Origin of the sequence: Chryseobacterium sp. OSA05B (assembly GCF_019970065.1) — a bacterium.
Lineage (GTDB): Bacteria > Bacteroidota > Bacteroidia > Flavobacteriales > Weeksellaceae > Chryseobacterium.
In genome coordinates, this window is record NZ_JAHXYH010000002.1 from 983,141 (window position 1) to 1,000,004 (window position 16,864).

The 16,864-nt window shown below is 38.5% G+C and carries 11 protein-coding genes; 9 read left to right on the forward strand and 2 right to left on the reverse strand.

Annotated features, from left to right (window positions below):
• Positions 1–12: 12 nt before the first annotated feature.
• Positions 13–2,049, reverse strand: coding sequence for a methionine--tRNA ligase (metG, locus tag LC419_RS11840; protein ID WP_223607528.1), 2,037 nt, complete (start codon positions 2,047–2,049; stop codon positions 13–15).
• Between the two features lie 324 nt (positions 2,050–2,373).
• Here metG and LC419_RS11845 point away from each other — a divergent pair, with 324 nt between their 5' ends.
• The 8 genes from LC419_RS11845 to LC419_RS11880 all read left to right on the forward strand — a co-directional run bounded on the left by LC419_RS11845 (position 2,374) and on the right by LC419_RS11880 (position 15,165).
• Positions 2,374–5,088: a SusC/RagA family TonB-linked outer membrane protein gene (locus LC419_RS11845; protein WP_223607529.1), complete on the forward strand. Its 2,715-nt coding sequence runs from the start codon at positions 2,374–2,376 to the stop codon at positions 5,086–5,088.
• A gap of 12 nt (positions 5,089–5,100) precedes the next feature.
• Positions 5,101–6,714, forward strand: coding sequence for a RagB/SusD family nutrient uptake outer membrane protein (locus tag LC419_RS11850; RefSeq protein ID WP_223607530.1), 1,614 nt, complete (start codon positions 5,101–5,103; stop codon positions 6,712–6,714).
• An 11-nt stretch (positions 6,715–6,725) separates the two neighbouring features.
• On the forward strand, positions 6,726–7,841 hold the full coding sequence (locus LC419_RS11855; RefSeq protein WP_223607531.1) for a SusE domain-containing protein: 1,116 nt from the start codon (positions 6,726–6,728) through the stop codon (positions 7,839–7,841).
• Positions 7,842–7,916: 75 nt separating this feature from the next.
• Positions 7,917–10,073, forward strand: a complete 2,157-nt coding sequence (locus LC419_RS11860) for a glycoside hydrolase family 97 protein (protein ID WP_223607532.1) — start codon at positions 7,917–7,919, stop codon at positions 10,071–10,073.
• Positions 10,074–10,162: 89 nt separating this feature from the next.
• Positions 10,163–11,317, forward strand: a complete 1,155-nt coding sequence (locus tag LC419_RS11865; protein ID WP_223607533.1) for a hypothetical protein — start codon at positions 10,163–10,165, stop codon at positions 11,315–11,317.
• Between the two features lie 48 nt (positions 11,318–11,365).
• Positions 11,366–13,228: a glycoside hydrolase family 13 protein gene (locus tag LC419_RS11870; RefSeq protein WP_223607534.1), complete on the forward strand. Its 1,863-nt coding sequence runs from the start codon at positions 11,366–11,368 to the stop codon at positions 13,226–13,228.
• Positions 13,229–13,240: 12 nt separating this feature from the next.
• Positions 13,241–13,762 carry a nuclear transport factor 2 family protein gene (locus LC419_RS11875; RefSeq protein WP_223607535.1) on the forward strand — a complete coding sequence of 174 codons (522 nt, stop codon included), beginning with the start codon at positions 13,241–13,243 and terminating at the stop codon, positions 13,760–13,762.
• On the forward strand, positions 13,762–15,165 hold the full coding sequence (locus LC419_RS11880; RefSeq protein WP_223607536.1) for an MFS transporter: 1,404 nt from the start codon (positions 13,762–13,764) through the stop codon (positions 15,163–15,165). Before LC419_RS11875 ends, LC419_RS11880 begins: the two co-directional genes overlap by 1 nt.
• A 480-nt stretch (positions 15,166–15,645) precedes the next feature.
• Here LC419_RS11880 and LC419_RS11885 read toward each other — a convergent pair whose 3' ends face one another.
• Positions 15,646–16,245: an FMN-dependent NADH-azoreductase gene (locus LC419_RS11885; RefSeq protein WP_223607537.1), complete on the reverse strand. Its 600-nt coding sequence runs from the start codon at positions 16,243–16,245 to the stop codon at positions 15,646–15,648.
• Positions 16,246–16,337: 92 nt separating this feature from the next.
• Here LC419_RS11885 and LC419_RS11890 point away from each other — a divergent pair, with 92 nt between their 5' ends.
• A complete protein-coding gene (locus LC419_RS11890; protein WP_223607538.1) occupies positions 16,338–16,709 on the forward strand; it encodes a helix-turn-helix domain-containing protein in 372 nt (123 codons plus the stop codon).
• Positions 16,710–16,864 lie beyond the last annotated feature (155 nt).

Genomic DNA, 16,864 nt, shown 5'->3' on the forward strand with positions numbered 1-16,864 from the left:
GTTAGTTGGAAATTATCCTATCTCAATACCGTTTTCTACATTGCTGTCGTCTGGTGTTACGAAAGATAGTTTTCCGTCTGGTTTTGTTGTTAATAAAAACATTCCCTGAGATTCAATTCCTCTGATTTTTCTAGGAGCCAGGTTCAGTAAAATCATCACCTGCTTTCCGATCAGTTCTTCCGGTGTGAAGCTTTCTGCAACGCCTGAAACTACAGTTCTGATGTCAACGCCTGTATCTACTTTGAACTTTAATAATTTATCAGCTTTTTCTACTTTTTCAGCTTCTAAAATGGTGGCTGTTCTAAGGTCTATTTTAGCAAAATCATCAAAAGAAATCTCTTCTTTCATAGGGTTGGCGTTAGGGTTTGTTTTTTTATTGTTTTGTTTGGTCTGCTCCAGTTTTTCAATCTGAGCTTCGATGACACTGTCTTCAATTTTTGAGAAAAGAAGAGAAGCTTCATTGATTTTATGACCTGTTTCTATTAAAACAGATTGGGTCTCAACATCGCTCCAGTTCACCTGTTCAGCATTGAACATTGTCAGTAATTTTTCAGAGCTGAAAGGCATAAACGGCTCGCATAACTGAGCTAAGGCAACAGCCAGCTGAGCACCTACAAATAATGACTGCGCTGCTTTTTCAGGGCTGTCCTTAATCGTTTTCCAAGGTTCTTCAGCCTGAAGATACTGGTTTCCGAAACGGGCAAGATTCATTAATGCAGTCAATGCATTTCTGAACTCATAGTTTTCTAAGAATCCTGAAATTTCTTTAGCCGCTTTATTGATTTCTTCCAATTCAGGACTATTGATGTCTCCCTGAGGAACAATACCGTCATAATATTTATGGATAAGAACGGCCACTCTATTGATAAAGTTTCCGAAAATTCCTACCAACTCAGAATTATTTTTAGTCTGGAAATCTTTCCATGTAAAATTATTATCCTTTGTTTCAGGAGCTGATGAAAGAAGTGCATATCTTAAAACATCTTGCTGTCCAGGGAATTCTTCTACATATTCGTGTGCCCATACCGCCCAGTTTCTTGATGTTGAGATCTTATCGTTCTCAAGGTTTAAGAATTCAAAAGCAGGAACATTTTTCGGCATGATATAATCACCGTGAGCCTTCATCATCGCAGGGAAAATAATACAGTGGAATACAATATTATCCTTTCCGATGAAATGCACCAGGTCACTGCTTTCACTCTGCCAGTAGTCTTTCCAGTCTTTTCCGTTTTTCTCCGCCCATTCCTGAGTGAAAGAAATATAGCCGATAGGTGCATCAAACCAGACATAAAGCACTTTCCCCTCCGCATTAGGAAGTGGAACAGGAACACCCCAGTTCAGATCTCTGGTCATGGCACGAGGCTTCAAACCATCGTTTAACCATGATTTAACCTGTCCGTAAACATTCGGCTTCCAGTCGTCTTTATGACCTTCAATGATCCATTCGTTTAAGAAGTCTTCATATTCATTTAAAGGAAGATACCAGTTTTTGGTGTCTTTAAGAATCGGAACATTTCCGCTTAACATGGATTTCGGATTGATCAGCTCTGAAGGGGAAAGGGTAGAACCACACTTTTCGCACTGGTCTCCGTAAGCATTTTCATTGCCGCAGTTCGGGCATGTTCCTACAATATATCGGTCTGCCAGAAATTCTCCAGCCTGTTCGTCAAAATACTGCTCAGAAACCTCTTCCGTAAATTTCCCCTTTTCATAAAGAACTTTGAAAAAATCCTGGCTGGTTTCGTAATGCTTTTTAGAAGTTGTTCTGGAATACTCATCAAATGAAATTCCCAGATCAGAAAAAGATTTTTTAATGATCTCGTGGTATTTATCTACAATATCCTGAGGGGTTACTCCTTCTTTTTTTGCTCTGATGGTAATAGGAATTCCGTGCTCATCTGACCCGCAGATAAACGCTACATCTTTTCCTAATCTCCTCTGAAATCTTGCGTAGACATCCGCAGGAATATACACACCTGCCAAATGTCCTATATGAACCGGTCCGTTTGCATAAGGCAAAGCTGCCGTAATCATCTTTCTGTTTGACATTTATAGTAAAATTTTAACTGCAAAGATAAGGAATATCTCCTAAAACCGCCTAAACTTCCCGCATAATAAGTTTTTTACACTTCAGAAAGCGTTTGATATTAAGTTTAGTTAAACGGATGTTTAACATTTTGTTCATATTTTACATATATTATGCTAAGCATATGTTAATGTAATATTGTGAAAAACAGACATTTGGTTTTAAATAGTCAAACAATTTACATAAAATTATCCAAATTTTCAATAATATTATAATAATTCTATTTTTTTTATAAATTGCAAAACTGTTAACACAGCTTTTTAAAACGAAACTAAAAAAACGATATTGTGAAAAATTTTACAACGGTATTAAAAATTGCACCGGCTTTTTTACTGGCCAGTTCAATAATACATGCACAGACACAAGATTCTCTCACCAAGGAGAAAAAAATCGAGGAGGTGGTGCTGATCGGGTATGGAAAGCAGAAGAAAACCGATTTAACAGGTTCCATCACTGCTTTGTCTACTGCAGACTTTAACAAAGGGGCTGTAACTACGGCCGAAGGTCTTATCAACGGTAGATCTGCCGGTTTAACGATTACCCAATCAGGTACACCGGGAAGTGAAGCTACGATCAGAATCAGGGGAGGATCCTCTCTGAATGCCAGTAATGATCCATTGTTGGTTGTAGATGGTTTACCGCTCGACGGGGTTTCATTGTCAACCATCAATCCAAATGATATTGAGTCTTTTTCTATTCTGAAGGATGCAGCATCTACTGCTATTTATGGTTCAAGAGGTTCCAACGGGGTTATCCTGATTACCACCAAGAAAGGAAGTAAAAAACTTCGTGTCTCATTGAATGCCTTTACAACAGTTAATACATTGGCTAAAAAAATTAAGGTGTATTCAGGAGATGAATTCAGAAGTATTGTTAATCAATATGCCCCTGGAAAAGCCAATTTGCTGGGCACGGCTAATACAGACTGGCAAGACGAAATCTTCAGAACTTCAGTGACTTCAGATATTAATGCTTCAGTTTCAGGAAGTCTGTTTGGAAAAGTTCCTGCACGTTTTTCCGTAGACAATATGGATAATTCAGGATTATTGATTACATCCAGATTCAGAAGAACTACAGCTAATGTTGCATTGAGTCCGAGCTTCTTTGATGATCACCTTAAATTCAATATTACAGGGACTTATTCTTATACTTTTCAAAATAAAGGGAATGAGGATGCTATAAAAAATGCAATTTCTTATGATCCGAGCCAATCAGTTTATGATGAAAATTCCCCTTATGGAGGGTATAGAGAATGGATTGCTGCTGCTACCAACAGACCGGTAGGGGTGTCTAACCCTGTCAGCATGCTTAGAAACAAAAGTGATGTTCAGAATTTCAAACGATTTTTCGGAAACATCAATATGGACTATAAATTTCATTTCCTTCCGGATTTAAGATTGATCGTCAATGCAGGTCTTGACAGTAAAGAGCTGGACGGGCATGTTACCACCAATCCATATTCAAGAAACGGCTATTATTCCGTTAAAAATGTATTCGGATTTTATGGAGAAGATTCCTATTCTGATGAAAGTATTCTGAACAAGAATGCAAACGTTCAGTTAAACTATACCAAAACTTTCGGGAAATTCAATCTGGAGGCTATGGGAGGTTATGAGTATCAGAACTATCATAAAGTAAGCTCTGCATCAGGGAATACTTTATTATACAGCTTTGATCCTGAAAATAACTTTTATAATCCTGATTCCAAGCCAGATGTAAACTTACAGGCTTTCTTCGGAAGATTAAATCTTGGATTCGCTAATAAGTACTTGCTTACCATTAACTACAGAAGAGACGGATCTTCCCGTTTCAGTAAGGATAATAGATGGGGTGACTTTGGAGGCGTTGCGGCAGCTTGGAAAATTTCGGAAGAAAATTTCTTACATGGAAACAGTACCATTTCAGATTTAAAGCTTAGAGCCAGTGTTGGAAAAACCGGGCAGCAGGATATTGGAGTGTACCGATATGATTATTTTAAAACGTATAATGTTTCCTCAACGCTTTACTATCAGTTTGGAAACACGTTTTATGAAATTGCCAAAGCAAACGGATACAATCAAAACCTTAAATGGGAAGAAAGTTTAAAATATAATCTAGGACTGGATTTCGGATTCGTAGGAAATAGAATTAAAGGAACACTGGATTTTTATATGGCAGATACAAAAGATCTGTTATCTATAGTACCGGAAGGACCTTTGGAGAATTTAAGAATCATCGGACCTAAGAATATAGGTAAACTTCAGTCTAAAGGGATTGATCTTGGATTGGACGTAAAAGCCATCCAGAAAGAGAATTTTACCCTAAACTTCAACTATAATGTATCCTACAATAAAATAGATATCAAACAGCTTGAAGTGAATGGTATTGATAAAGGAGGAGTTGGTTTAGGAGGTTTTGTACAGACGTTCAGAGAAGGCTATTCTCCATACGCATTCTGGGTATATCAGCAGATTTATGATACCAACGGAAGGCCGGTAGAAGGAGCCTATGTAGACAGAAATGGTGACGGAACCATAACTTCTGCGGATAAATACAATTACAAAAAACCTCAGGCAGATGTAACAATGGGATTAATGACCAATGCGACTATCGGCAAAAACTGGGATTTTTCAATGGGCTGGAGAGCAAGTATCGGAAATTATGTGTATGATCAGATTTCTGCAGACAGATCTCATGTAGGGAATATCAACAACACGGTAGACAATACAATTAATAATGCTCCTGTAGATTTCAATTCCACACATTTTATAACAGCAAATAAAATGTCTGATTATTACGTGAAGAACGGAAGTTTCCTGAAACTGGACAATGTTACCGTAGGATATACCTTTAAGAATTTTATAGGAAATAATGCATCCCTAAGGGTGTATGGTGCAGCACAGAATGTCCTTATTATTACGAAGTACAAAAACCTTGATCCGGAAATCTTTAACAACGGGGTTGATAATTCGATCTATCCGAGAGCAAGAATGTTTACTTTAGGTATTAATGCTAATTTTTAATCCGCTTTTACAATGAAACTTAACAGAACAAAAATATTTAAATTAAGAAATTTAGCCATTGCGGGTTTATTTCTTTTTACAACTTCATCTTGCTTAAACGATCTGGATGTTGAAGTAAATGACGACGAATTATATACATCAGAACAATTCTATGCCAATCCGGCTTCCTATAAACAATTCCTTGCTAAAATATATGCAGGACTGGCTGTAACAGGGCAGAAGGCAGGAAACGGAGAATCTGATTTGGGTGCGGAAGATGACGGAGGTCCGAATGAAGGTTTTTCACAATACTTAAGAGGATACTGGCAGCTGCAGGAATTGACCACAGATGAGGCTATTATTGCCTGGGGAGAAAGTGATAACCCCACCATCAAGGATCTGAATTTCAATAACTGGAATGCAGATAATGTTTTCAACGAAGCTTTTTTCGCAAGAGTATTTTTCCAAATAAGCCTTGTTAATGAATATCTAAGAGAAACGACCGATGAAAAGCTGGCCTCAAGAGGAGTTTCAGAAGAGTTAAAGGCCCAGATTAAAACGTACAGAGCTGAGGTAAGGTTTTTAAGAGCTTTATCCTACTACCACGCGATAGATATTTATGGGAAAATGCCTTTTGCTACAGAAAATGATGCTCTGCTTACGAAACCCATTATGCAGACAAGAGATTTCATGTTCAATTATGTAATCAATGAATTGAATGCTATAGAAGGTGAATTGCCTGCTCCGAGAACGAATGAATATGGAAGAGCGGATAAAGCAGCAGTCTGGATGCTTAAAGCCAAATTATATCTGAACGCCAAAGTATATACCGGTACAGATAAAAGTACTGAAGCACTGGCGGAAGTAGAAAAAGTAATTGGCTCCACTTATAAAATAGCCCAGATTCCGTATGCCAACTTATTTAAAGCAGATAATCATATCAATGGTGCTCAGGAGGAAATCATTTTTCCTATCGCTTTTGATGGGGTTAGAACACGAACTTATGGAGGAACTACATTCCTTGTGCATGCCAACTGTACCAATGAAGTTGGAGTAACCTTAGGGGTAGACTTCGGATGGCAGGGATACAGAGTGAGACAGGAATTTATGCAGTCAGCCGGAAGTACAGACCCGAGAATCATGAAAGTAGCCGGAAATACTGATCCAGCTTCCATTTCCGATTATCTGAAATTTGATCAGGGAACAAAACTGACCAAATTCTCCAATAAGACTTCTACAGGAGCCAATGGAAGTGATGCTAATTTTGTAGATGCAGATTTTCCTCTATTCAGAATGGCAGATGCTTATTTGATGTATGCTGAACTTGCAGTAGTTAATGGAAAAGGAAGTCCGGCAACAGCTTTAAACTACATCAATGCACTTAGAACAAGAGCTCTTGCACCTACAGTACAGCAGTCAGCACTTACACCTGATTTTATCCTGAACGAAAGAGCAAGAGAGCTATATTGGGAAGGATACAGACGTCAGGATCTGATTCGTTTCGGAAAATATCTGTCAGGATATACATGGCAATGGAAAGGAGGAAGTATGAGCGGAGGAAATCTGCCGGAATCCAGATTACTTTTTCCGATACCGAACAAGTATCGTAACTTAAATCCTAATTTATCTCAGAATCCTGGTTATTAAAAAACAACAAAATGAAGAATCTTTTTAAAATATGGATAGCTCTTTTCGTAGGAGTGTTGGCTGTTTCTTGTGAAAAAGACGAGGATCGTGCCGTAATCAGTGAAACAACAGCTGCAAAAGTATCGGCAGACAAAAATGTTGTGGTACTCGATGAGCTTAAAGGAGCCGAAACTGCCATCTCATTTGCATGGACAAAAACTGGTTTTAACATTGCTTCTGTTCCGGTACAGCAGGTAGAATTTGCCTTGAAAGGAACGGGATTCAAAAACAGTACGACGTTTAGTTTTGATAAAGATGCAGTTTCAGGAGGAATTACACATGCTGCACTGAATACCATCATGTTTAATATTGGAGCTGTTTCCGATATAGCTAATGATATTGAAGCAAGGCTTAAAACTTCAGTGGGAACTGCTCCGTTTTATTCCAATGTAATAGATATTAAAATAACACCGTTTACCCCTAATCCGGATATTATTTATCCTAAAATCAATGTTCCAGGTGCCTATGCAGGTGCTGCAGGTTACGCAAGCTGGACTCCGGCTAACTCTCCTAACCTGTTTTCCCCTGAAAAAAATGACAGTTACAGAGGATTTATCTGGATTAGCAATCCAACAGGTGATAACGGGAAGTACAAATTTACGATCAATCAGGATTGGCCGGGAAATAAAGGTGATGACGGAACAAAAACCGGAAAACTAGTTGCGGACGGGTCAGATATTGTGCCGGCTTCAGCAGGAACCTTCTACATGAAAGTTGATTGGGCTGCCAACACTTATTCTTCTGTGCTTGCCAATTTTGGAGTAATTGGTGATGCTACGCCTACAGGATGGGGATCGGATACAGATTTTGTATACAGTCCGGCTACAAAAACATATGTCATCAATTCCATTATGCTGAGCAATTCAGGAGTCTTTAAATTCAGAGCTAATGATGATTGGGCCATGAAATTCCAGCCTAAAAAAGATGAGCAGACTCTGATTTCAGGAAAAGCTGTACAAAGTTATTTCAATGCTGAGAATACAGTAGAAGGTGATCCTGGCTACAAAGTATCCGAGGCAGGAAACTATAAAATAGAGCTGGATCTTCATAATTCAGCGTATTACAAATTAACCGTTACAAAGTTGTAAAATATACCAATTAAGTTGATAAAGTGTTGCTTTACCGCAGCACTTTATCTATTTTTAAGTTTATAAATAGTCATTATGAAGAAAATTACAGTTGGAGCAATGCTGCTCTCAATGATGTTCGTGGGGGTGAAAGCACAGTCTTTGAAATCACCGGATGGAAAGTTTGAAATGAACTTTCAGCTTAAAGAAGGAGTTCCTTATTACAATCTGAAGTATAATGGAGCTGTGGTGGTAGAAGATTCTAAGTTAGGATTAAGATTATTTAAAGACTCAGCCATCAAATTTGCGTCTGAAATTGCCAAACCGGACGATGCCAAATTTGATCTGAACAACGGATTCACGAAAACAGATGAAAAACGTGATTCCAAAAACGAAACCTGGCAGCCGGTTCTAGGTGAAAAGAAAAATTATATCAATCATTATAACGAGCTGGCCGTTACGCTGGATCAGGCTTCTACAAGCAGAAGTATCGTTGTAAAGTTCAGACTGTTTAATGACGGTCTTGGATTCAGATATGAATTCCCACAACAGAAAAATCTGAACTATTTCGTCATCAGAGAAGAAGATTCTGAAATCGATTTCCCAACGGATATGAAAGCCTGGTGGATGGTAGCAGACTATGATTCTCAGGAATATCAGTACCAGGAAACAAAGATCTCCGAAATTCCTGCTAAATGGGACAAAGCATTCGATGCCAATGCTTCACAAAGATTGGTGAAAAATGCAGTTCAGTCTCCGTTAATGCTTAAAAAAGAAGGTAAGGAGCCATTGTATGTGAACGTGGCGGAAGCAGCCGTTTTGGATTACCCGGCATCCCATCTTGAGGTGGATGCTCAGAATTCTAAATTCAAAACACATCTTACTGCTGACAGACAGGGAGCAAAAGGATATATTCAGACCCCATCTGTGACGCCTTGGAGAACCATTATTGTCTCTCCGAAAGCAGAAGAGGTGATGGAGTCCAAAATGATTTTTAACCTGAATGAACCTACAAAATATACCGATACATCTTATATTCATCCTACAAAATATATGGGAGTCTGGTGGGAAATGATCATCGGGAAATCCCAGTGGGCTTATTCTACCGCGGAAAACGTTCATGTAGATAAAACAGATTTTTCAAAGCTTACTCCGAATGGAAAACACGCTGCAAACAATACAAAAGTTAAAGAATACATCGATTTCGCAGCTGAAAACGGGTTCCAGGGATTATTAATTGAAGGCTGGAATATCGGTTGGGAAGATTGGTTCGGACATTCCAAGGAATTTGTTTTCGACTTTATCACTCCATATCCGGATTTTGATATTAAAATGCTGAATGATTATGCTCATTCCAAAGGGATTAAGCTAATTATGCACCATGAAACTTCCGGTTCCGCAACGAACTACGAAAGATGGTCGGATAAAGCCTTTGAACTCATGAATAAATACGGTTATGATGCTGTGAAAACAGGATATGTAGGCGATATTATTCCTAGAGGAGAACATCATTATTCGCAATGGACAATTAACCATTATTACAGAATTGCAGAAAAAGCAAACAAGTATAAAATCATGGTCAATTCCCATGAATCTGTACGTCCTACAGGGGAGAGCCGTACTTATCCGAACTACATTTCGGCAGAAGCTGCAAGAGGAACAGAGTATGAAGCATTCGGAGGAAATAAACCCGATCATCAAACTGTTCTTCCTTTCACAAGATGGATGGGTGGATCTATGGATTATACGCCGGGAATTTTCCAGACCAAACTGGATTATTATTTCCCTGGTGATACACGTTTCGTTAAAACCACACTGGCAAAACAGCTTGCATTATATGTGACGATGTATATGCCTCTTCAGATGGCGGCAGACCTTCCGGAGAACTATAAAAAGCATATGGATGCCTTCCAGTTCATCAAGGACGTTGCGGCAGACTGGGATGATACCAAAATTCTTTCCGCTGAGCCGGGAGATTATGTCATCACGGCCAGAAAAGCAAAAGGGACTGAAAACTGGTTCGTAGGTGGTATTACCGATGAAAATAAACGTGAATACACCGTAGATTTCTCTTTCCTGGATAAAGGGAAAAAATATGAGATAACCGTTTACGAAGATGGAAAAGATGCAGATTACATCGATAACCCTCAAAGCTATAACATCTATAAAAAACAGATCACCAGCAAATCTAAATTGAATTTCAAGATGGCAAGAAGCGGCGGTTTCGCTATTTCTGTTAAGCCTTTGAATTAAGATTTAAATTCTAAATTTGTTATGCCCCGACTCATTATACATTCTGAAATGGGCCGGGGCATTAACTTTTTATCGTATTAACTATTGCCATGAAAAACTTTAGCATCCTGATTTGTATTTTTTCAGCTTGTATGATCAATGCACAGAAAAAACTTCCGGTCATAAAAGCGAATTCCAACCGTATGACCATTCTTGAAAAAGATAATGGATTGACAACGGACTGGAATGCAGATCCAAAAATTAAACTTGATGTCTACACCACATCCAAACTTGATACAGAAAAAAAGACCATAAAAGTAAAAACAGATATAGATTCTGCAACTTTCACCATTAAAAAAGGACAAAACAAAGACTTTATAGTGCTATTAAAAGGAAAAGATTCCTGCATGACCCGAATAACAAGTCTGCCTCCAAAGAATTTCAGCAAGGTGAAACCTGTTTTTCATGATACCATAAAGCTTTCTATCAACGAACAGAATACCATGTTCGTAAAAACAGTATTGAATAAAACAGATACCCTGATACTCAATTTTGATACCGGTTCAAGCGATCTGACCCTGACCAGAGAAAACTTAAAAAATAAAATTAAAAGTTCCTTAACGTCAGGATCTAATGTATTGGAGATCGGGAACAGAGTCTATCAGGACTTCCGGATTTATCCTGCTGATCTTGCGGGACACGGTACAGAAGGGCGTTTCGGATGGGATCTTTTTGACGGTATGATCGTAGAACTTAATTATGATAAGGGAATTATGGCTGTTCATTCACAGCTTCCCAAAGAAGTAAAAAAAGATAAAAGCTATTCAAAACTGACTATAAAGTATTTTAACAATGTTTTTTTTGTAGAGGGCAGTATAAAACAAGGGAAAAGCACCAATACTGACTGGTACCTTTTTGATACGGGATATCAGAGAACCATAATGCTGGATGGTCCGATGCTGAAAGAACAAGGCTTCCCTGTTCACACCATGAAAGAAATAAGGAGGGTAGTCATGAGAGGTGGGCAGGGAAATGAAGTACCCGTGATCACATCCGGACTGGAGTCTTTCACTTTAGGGAAATATACCCTTACCAATATTCCCGTTCAGGTTTTGTCCCAAAGCAGATTGGTAAGCAGATCGAGAATGCATATTCTGGGCAATGAAATTTTAAAAAGATTCAATGTTTTTTTTGATTTTCAAAACAATGTGGTATACCTGAAGCCTAATAAACTGATGGATGAAAAATATATTGAACATAGTTAACCTGACTTTTCAAAATATAATTATTAAATTGAAATCTGATTCCGAATCATGAAAAAAATCTATGTTGTATTTGCGCTTTCAATAGCTTCCGCAGCTTTTTCCCAGACGAGGCCTTTAGAAAAGGTAGAGCCTGCATTCTGGTGGAAAGGAATGAAAAATCCTGAACTTCAGATCCTGGTTTATGGAAAAGATGTGGCGAAAAATGAAATTGAACTTTCAGAGGGTATTCAGGTAAAAGACATAAAAAAAGTAGAAAATCCGAACTACGTCTTTATTACCGTTAATACCAATGAGATCAATGTTCCGAAGTTTAAAATCAATATTAAAAAAGGAAACAAAAATATAAGTTCATACGATTATGAGCTTAAACAGAGAGCTGCCGGATCTGCAGACCGCGAATCTTTTACCTCAAAAGATGTCATGTATCTCATCATGCCGGACCGTTTTGCCAACGGCGATGAAAAGAATGATTCCAGACCCGATCTGATCGAAAAAAATGACCGTAGCTTACCAAACGGAAGACATGGCGGTGATCTTCGCGGAATTATCAATAACCTGGACTATATCCAAAACCTTGGAGCAACATCTGTCTGGCTGACACCCGTGAATGAAGACAATGAAAAAGTATATTCCTATCATGGATATGCGCAGACCGATCTGTATAAAATTGATGGCCGGTATGGAACCAATGAAGAATACCGCGAGCTTTCACAAAAACTGAACAAACGAAATATGAAGCTGGTCATGGATTATGTGACCAATCATTGGGGAGTATCTCACTGGATGATCAAAGATCTGCCTTCAAAAGACTGGATCCATTGGTTTGACGAAGGGAAAAACGGTTTTTACCGCTCCAATTATAAAACAACTACTCAGTTTGACACCAATGCCTCAGAAATCGATAAAAAATATGCACTGGATGGCTGGTTTGATACAACAATGCCCGATATCAATCAGAAAAATCCCCTGGTCTTAAAATACCTGACCCAAAATGCCATCTGGTGGATAGAATATGCCGATCTCGGAGGGTTGCGTGTAGATACTTATCCTTATAATGATAAAGAAGCTATGGCCAGTTGGGCAAAAGCCATCACAGACGAATACCCAAAATTCAATATTGTAGGAGAAACATGGCTGTATACCGCGGGACAGATCTCTGCGTGGCAGAAAAATTCCAAAACAGGAGAAGCTGCAGGTTATAATTCAAATTTGCCTTCCGTGATGGATTTTATGCTCTTTGCCGATATGCCGAAAGCCCTGAAGGAAAAAGAAGGCTGGGATAGCGGAATGACTAAACTTTACAATGTTTTTACCAGCGATTTCCTGTATCCCGATATCAACAATCTCCTCGTTTTCTTTGAAAATCATGACACCGAAAGATGGAATGAGATCTTCAATGCAGATCCGAAAGCCTACAAAATGGCAATGACCATGATTTCTACGGTCAGAGGTATTCCACAGATCTACTATGGATCAGAAATAGGCATGAGAGGGGATAAGAATAAAGGCGGTGATGCAGATATCCGGAGAGATTTTCCGGGCGGCTGGAAATCGGATGTAAATAATGCGTTCAATCAATCTTCACAGACCTCTGAGCAGAAAGAATTTTATCAGTTTACCCAGAAATTACTGAACTGGAGAAAAGGTAAAAATGTGATTCATAACGGAAAAACTAAAAATTACGTTCCTCAGGACGGTGTTTTTGTGTATTTTAGATATGATGGTAAGGAAAATGTAATGGTAATTATCAACAATAATGAAAAAGATCAGACGTTAGACTTAAAACGTTTTACAGAATCGCTGAATGGGGTGACAAAAGGGAAAGATGTCATTTCAGGGCAGATATTCTCTATGAAAAACAGCCTGTCCGTGCCGGCAAAAACTCCGCTGATCATTGAACTCCAAAACTAAATTAATTATATAATGAAAAAAATAACAATTATCTGTACGCTTGTACTTTTCATGCTGGGTTTTACAGGAATGAATGCCCAATCCGGCAGTTCCAAATTTGACAAAGATAAAACGGCCATAGGAACCATGCTGGATGGTTTCAATACAGCCGCTGCAAAATCAGATTTCGATACCTATTTCAATTATTTCGCGGATCAATCTACATTCATCGGAACCGATGCTACAGAAGTTTGGGACAAGAAAGCCTTTATGGTGTGGGCAAAACCTTACTTTGATAAAAAGAAAACCTGGAATTTCACATCACTTAAAAGGAGTATCTATTTCAGCAAAGACGGAAAATTAGCATGGTTTGACGAAATTCTTGATACTCAGATGAAAATCTGCAGAGGTTCAGGTGTTGTCGAAAAAATAAACGGAAGCTGGAAAGTGAAACAGTACGTGCTTTCTGTAACTGTTCCTAATGATGTCGTGGATAAGGTGGTCTTAGAAAAAGCAGCCATTGAGGATATCTTAATCAAAGAATTGAAAAAATAATGGAGCCACCACACAGTTCACTTTCAAGAAGAATAAAACCGAATCTTTCCATGCCTCAGATCATCAATATGAGTATGGGCTTTTTGGGCATCCAGATGGCTTTCGGGCTGCAGAACGGAAATGCGAGCAGGATTCTGGCCAATTTAGGTGCCGATGTTCATGAGCTGTCATGGTTCTGGCTGGTAGCACCTGTTACCGGACTCATTGTGCAACCAATCATCGGACACATGGGTGACAATACCTGGAGTCCTTTGGGCAGAAGAAAGCCGTATTTTTTAATTGGAGCTGTTTTATGTGCGCTTGGGTTGGTTCTTCTTCCCAATGCGGCTACTGTTACTCATCTTTTTGCGGCTAATGCATTACTCTTAGCTGTATTATTTCTGGCGATGATGGATGCTTCCGTTAATATTGCTATGGAACCCTTCAGGGCTTTGGTAGGAGATATGCTTCCAAAACATCAGGGAACTCTGGGGTTTTCAGTGCAGACTATTCTGATCGGAATCGGAGCGGTAGTGGGATCTTATATTCCTGGAATACTGACCTCGGTGGGAGTCTCCAATGAAGCGCCGGAGGGGTTTGTTGCCGATAACGTGATTTACTCGTTTTATGTGGGAGCCGGGATATTATTACTGACGATACTGTATACTATTTTTACCACTAAAGAATATTCTCCGGAAGAATTTACTGCATTTGAGGACGGGAAAGAAGCCCCGCAGGAACCTTCAAAATTCCTGGATATTTTTAAAGATTTCGCAGGAATTCCTTCACAGATGAAAAAACTGGGTGCCGTACAGTTTTTCTCATGGTTTGCGCTGTTTACAATGTGGGTATTTACGACAAGTGCTTTAGCAACCCATCATTTCGGACTTTCCCCGGAAGATACCCATTCCAAAGCATTCAATAATGCGGGAGATCTGACTGGAAAACTATTCGGAATGTATAATCTGTGGGCGATACCGTTCGCGTTTTTATTAACCCCGATCGCGAAAAAGATAGGAAAGAAGCAAACCCATGCACTGGCACTTTTGTGTGGAGGTTTAGGTCTTATTTCCATGTATTTTATTAAGGACACCAACCTTTTGTGGATCTCTATGATAGGACTGGGCTTTGCCTGGGCGAGTATTCTTGCTATGCCTTACGCAATGCTTATTGAAGTGATTCCTCAGCGGAAAATGGGCGTGTATATGGGAATATTCAATTTCTTTATCGTTGTTCCCCAGATCATCAATGGATTATTTGGGGGCCCTATTGTGAGCAACTTTTTCGGAAACCGAGCCATAGATTATATTGTAGTCGGAGGTGTGTGTATGCTTATCGGAGCTGTTGTCACCATGATCTTCGTGAAATCTGAAGACGAAACGCCTAAGGAAATTGAGGGGGAGATTAAGCAGGTGCATTTTTAGGGGAGAGAAGTTAGAAGTGGGAAGATGGAAGATGGAAGCGCGAAGAACTCGAATGGAATTATTTAAATTGATCACAATAAAATTCAATAGGAGCGGGCTTTAGCCCGTTTTTTTATAACACACATCAATTATGGCTTTAGCCAAAACTTAAAATATTCCGCTAATTTGGTTCAATATATTCTTATCTCTATTTTACAGCTAACGTAAATGTCCACATTTTAAAAATCTGCTCCATCCGCAAGATCCGCGAGAGCTAAAAAAATAATATATTTCAAAACTAATTTATATGCTCAATCAATTTTATCTCAGATAAAATCCTTGCGCCTTAAAACATATAAACAGAAACTAATCTTTGCGTCATTGCGTTTTCCAACAAATACAAGAGTGCAATAAAAATCACAAAAAAGCCGCCCCAAAAATGAGACAGCCATTTTTAATTGACTGAAAGTCAAATGTGATATCTTAACAACTAAAACGTACTTAAGCCAAAACCGTTTCGATTTCCGCTACCGTCTTCGAGAAATTCTCATCTTTTAACTGAGGAACCATCATCCCCTGAGATTGGAAAACTTCCACATCCGTAATCCCAATGAACCCGAATAATGTTTTTAAATAATGCTCCATATTCTCAATAAGCCCGTTTTCATAAACGCCGCCAATAGCAAAATTTAAGTATAATTTTTTGTTTTGTAGAAGACCTTTTGGAGTTCCGTCTGCATAAGAGAATGTTTTTCCGGCAACAGCAATACTGTCGATCCATGATTTTAAAGTGGACGGAAAAGTGAAGTTGTAGAAAGGAACACCAATAACAATAATATCAGCTTCCTGAATTTCCTTTAATGCTTCATCAGAATATTTTGAAGCTTCCTTCTGTTCATCATTCTTTTCTTCATCCGGAATTCTGGAGGCACTGAAATGATGAATTTCCATATGTGGGATTGGGTTTAAAGCCAGATCACGGATGACCACTTTGCTGTTTGGGTCTTTATCTAATAACTGATTAATTACAGCTTGAGAAAGCTTATTGCTTACGGAGTTTTCTCCGCTGATGCTGGTTTGGATATTTAAAATATTTGCCATTTTGTTTTGAATTTTTTCGTTTTTATTAATGACAAAATTATTGTAAATTTACTTTCCAAAGTATAGCAGTTACCTAAAGGAAAGTGAAAAAAATGGAAAAAAAGCACAACCATAAAGATTGTATGCAGGCATTAAAGCCGGTTCGCGATACATTAGATGTGATCAACGGCAAATGGAAATTGCAGATTATTATTTCTTTAAATGCAGGAAACAAACGCTTTACAGAAATTGAAAGAAGCATTCCGAAGCTGACCTCAAAAGTTTTAGCCAAAGAATTAAAAGAACTCGAGCAAAACGGTTTGGTGGAAAGAATCGTTAAGGATACTTATCCTGTAAGCATTGAATACTGTCCTACACAATATACAAAAACCCTACACCCTGTTGTAGAATCTTTAAAAGACTGGGGCGAAAATCACCGTAAACATATTTTCGGAACTCCCGGGGAAACTGAAAAAGCTAAATAAAGACTCATTAAGATTTAAAAGTCTGCTCAATCAGCCAGATCCGCGAGAAAAAATATAATGCAGTCCAAAACTAATCTATCTCCTCAATCAATTTTATCTTTGATAAAATCCTCACGCCTTAAAACGAATGAAGAGGAATACAACTTGCGCCTTTT

Excerpts from the sequence above, each read along its gene's own strand:
- metG (WP_223607528.1), bottom strand. The coding sequence starts at position 2,049 with ATGTCAAACAGAAAGATGATTACGGCAGCTTTGCCTTATGCAAACGGA.
- LC419_RS11850 (WP_223607530.1), top strand. The coding sequence starts at position 5,101 with ATGAAACTTAACAGAACAAAAATATTTAAATTAAGAAATTTAGCCATT.
- LC419_RS11855 (WP_223607531.1), top strand. The coding sequence starts at position 6,726 with ATGAAGAATCTTTTTAAAATATGGATAGCTCTTTTCGTAGGAGTGTTG.
- LC419_RS11860 (WP_223607532.1), top strand. The coding sequence starts at position 7,917 with ATGAAGAAAATTACAGTTGGAGCAATGCTGCTCTCAATGATGTTCGTG.
- LC419_RS11865 (WP_223607533.1), top strand. The coding sequence starts at position 10,163 with ATGAAAAACTTTAGCATCCTGATTTGTATTTTTTCAGCTTGTATGATC.
- LC419_RS11870 (WP_223607534.1), top strand. The coding sequence starts at position 11,366 with ATGAAAAAAATCTATGTTGTATTTGCGCTTTCAATAGCTTCCGCAGCT.
- LC419_RS11875 (WP_223607535.1), top strand. The coding sequence starts at position 13,241 with ATGAAAAAAATAACAATTATCTGTACGCTTGTACTTTTCATGCTGGGT.
- LC419_RS11880 (WP_223607536.1), top strand. The coding sequence starts at position 13,762 with ATGGAGCCACCACACAGTTCACTTTCAAGAAGAATAAAACCGAATCTT.
- LC419_RS11885 (WP_223607537.1), bottom strand. The coding sequence starts at position 16,245 with ATGGCAAATATTTTAAATATCCAAACCAGCATCAGCGGAGAAAACTCC.
- LC419_RS11890 (WP_223607538.1), top strand. The coding sequence starts at position 16,338 with ATGGAAAAAAAGCACAACCATAAAGATTGTATGCAGGCATTAAAGCCG.